We start from the raw sequence: 2729 nt of genomic DNA on the forward strand, positions 1-2729 counted from the left end.
GACGCAGAAGGGGCAAAAATGCTCAAATCCTGCTCCCGAAACCAAATAAAAAAAAGCCCGGCCGGGAAACCGGCGGGCTTTTTTGTATTTGAAGAGCGGATACTGAGTTGAAACTCTCCAGGCCCCATCAAGGAGGGCTTCGCCCGACGCAGAAGGGGAGAAAAACCAAATCATCCTCTCATAACCAATAAAACAACCCGGCCCCGAGCCGGGTTTTTTGGTGCTCAGGCAACCCCGATTTGGACCCGACAGGCCTCCCCGAAAGAAAGGCCCAAGCCAAACGAAAAAGCGTGTAAAACTCTCAAATCAGGCAACCGCAAAAAAAAGCCCGGCCGAAAAGGCGGGCTGTCGGTGGCAAACGGATACGGGAATAAACGAAAGCTCTAAGCTAAACGAAGAAGGGGAGCGGGAGGCTTATTCGACACTTTCGGCTTTTCTGCGGACGAGTCTACATATCCATCCCGGGTTTGCGGCAGTTTCATATCCAAAATACTGCTCGCAACCTGTGTCCGGAGCACCTGGGCCGTGCCGCCGCCAATGGTGAACATCCGGGCATCGCGAGCCATGCGCTCAAGAGGAAGGTTGCGGGAGTATCCGGAGGCTCCGTGAATCTGCAGGGCATCATTGGTCACCTTGATGGCGGTCTCCGATGCAAGGATTTTTGCCTGAGCAGCAGCGGCCATGTCCGGAAATCCCGTTCCGGCGTCCTTCGCAGTATTGTGAAGAAGTGCGCGCGCGGCCGTCAGGCCGATTGACATATCTGCGAGCATCCACTGCAGTCCTTGGAATTCCGCGATCGGGCGACCAAACTGATGGCGTTTTCTGGCGTGATCAAGCGCCAGCTCAAAAGCCCCCTGGGCGATGCCCAAAGCAACCGTCCCAGCTCCAACTCGCTGACCGTTATAGGCATTCATCAACCCGGCAAAACCCCTTTTGACGCCTTCCGGTGGAACAACCATCATGTCCTCAGAGACGACAAGGTTGTCCAAAATCACTTCCGTTTCGGGAATACCGCGCAAGCCCATGGCCGGCTCGCGGTTACCTGTCTTCAAACCATCGGCCATTCCGCGAACCGCGAGAAATCCTGCAACCCCTTTGCTTTCACCATCTTCGACAACCTTGGCGAAGATCAGATGCAATTTGGAAACACCACCGCCCGTGATCCAGTGTTTGGTGCCGTTCAGGACGTAGTGACTGCCGTGTTTTACGGCTGTTGTGCTCATGTCAGTGGCTGCACTTCCAGCACCGGGCTCAGTAATGCAGATTGCAGGCTTGTCACCCTCCAAAATCAGTTTCGAAGCGAGCTTCTTCTGGTCCTCCGAGCCGTATTTCATTATGGCACCGACACCGCCCATATTGGCCTCAACCACAATGCGTGCGCTGACGCCGCAGACCTTCGCAATTTCCTCAATGACTAGAATGGCGTCGAAATAGTTGAGTCCCCGACCGCCATATTTTGCAGGAATAGTCATGCCCATGAAACCGGCCTCTGTCAGGTCCTCGACATTGTTCCAGGGATATTCTTCTGTGCGATCAATCTCCGCTGCGCGGGGTTGCAGAATGTTCCACGACAAATCACAGGCCGTTTCGCGTAGCAATTTCTGGTCACACGTCAGATTGGTCATGGTGTTGCTCTGCTTGGTCAGGCAGTTGCCGAATTTTGCGATTGAAGATGATGATAAGAGATTTTACTTATTCAGATCAATCGAATAAGATTTGATATCAAATTCAAAAAAACTGAAGAAATGCAAACTCGGTCCCTGGAAACGCTTGTTCGCATATACGAAGTCCAATCCTTCAGCAAAGCTGCAGAGCTGCGCGGCATGACGTTGTCTGCCTTGAGCATGCAGATGAAATCTCTGGAACTCGAACTTGATGCGGAGCTTTTCGATCGAACGTTTCGGCCGCCGAAATTAACACCCCTCGGGCGTATGGTGGCAGAGCGTGCGCAATCTCTCATTCGCGAAGAACGTGCACTTGTCGGACTTTGCGGTGCATCTTCTCCACTGAGTGGCGTGTTTCAAGTCGGCTTCGTTCAATCCGCCAGCGTTCGGATTTTACCCAGTTTTGTCAAACTGGCGACAGGCCAAGCGCCAAAGGCTCGATTCAGGTTCAGCTCCGGCCTATCCGAAGTGCTGGAAGAGCAGGTCGCGTCAGGCCAGATTGACTGCGCGGTTATTACGAGGGTTGGTCAACCTGAGCAGCTGCTCAGATACGATCTAATTGCATCAGAGGTTATGAGTATCGCCGCCCCCGCCGATTGTGAGGGGCTAAGTGATGTCGCACTTTCGAACAAGCTGCCCTTCATCCATTTCAGGCCGAGCACGGGAATAGGCAAATTGATCGCAAGCTTTTTTGAAAATTCGCAACCATCTCCGTTTCCTCCTCTTGTTCTCGATGGGATCGAGGCCTGCATGGAGTGTGTCAAGGCAGGTCTTGGATACACTATCCTGCCTCGCCCCGACATAAATCGGTATGCCGACAAACACGTTGCAATCATTGAGGTTGATACAAGACCGATTTCCAGAGATCTGGTTCTGGTCTCGCGACGAAGCGAACCCAATCCGCAGTGGGTCGAAGCACTATGCAAGTTGCTCGTGAAAGCGTCGTGACAATACCCAAACATTGCCGACAAGCTGTATGCCGACCGGTTGACCAAGTGTCATCGATACCATCCAATTCGTTTTTGCATGAATTTGAAGCCCAGTATCACCGGTATGGCAGCGACA

2 protein-coding genes are annotated in these 2729 nt (G+C 52.8%); one reads left to right on the forward strand and one right to left on the reverse strand.

Annotated elements, in window-relative coordinates; genetic code table 11:
• Window positions 1-383 precede the first annotated feature (383 nt).
• Window positions 384-1625 (reverse strand): 3-sulfinopropanoyl-CoA desulfinase, encoded by a 1242-nt coding sequence (gene acdA / locus K5905_RS31175; protein ID WP_297591602.1) that lies wholly within the window; start codon window positions 1623-1625, stop codon window positions 384-386.
• A gap of 120 nt (window positions 1626-1745) precedes the next feature.
• On the opposite strand from acdA, the gene K5905_RS31180 reads away from it, so the two are divergent.
• Window positions 1746-2612 carry a LysR family transcriptional regulator gene (locus K5905_RS31180; RefSeq protein WP_297591603.1) on the forward strand — a complete coding sequence of 289 codons (867 nt, stop codon included), beginning with the start codon at window positions 1746-1748 and terminating at the stop codon, window positions 2610-2612.
• The last annotated feature ends 117 nt before the right edge of the window (window positions 2613-2729 follow it).

Source organism: Roseibium sp. (genome assembly GCF_025698965.1).
Lineage (GTDB): Bacteria > Pseudomonadota > Alphaproteobacteria > Rhizobiales > Stappiaceae > Roseibium.

Coding starts and splice junctions, on each gene's coding strand:
- K5905_RS31180 (WP_297591603.1), top strand. CDS start 1,746: ATGCAAACTCGGTCCCTGGAAACGCTTGTTCGCATATACGAAGTCCAA.
- acdA (WP_297591602.1), bottom strand. CDS start 1,625: ATGACCAATCTGACGTGTGACCAGAAATTGCTACGCGAAACGGCCTGT.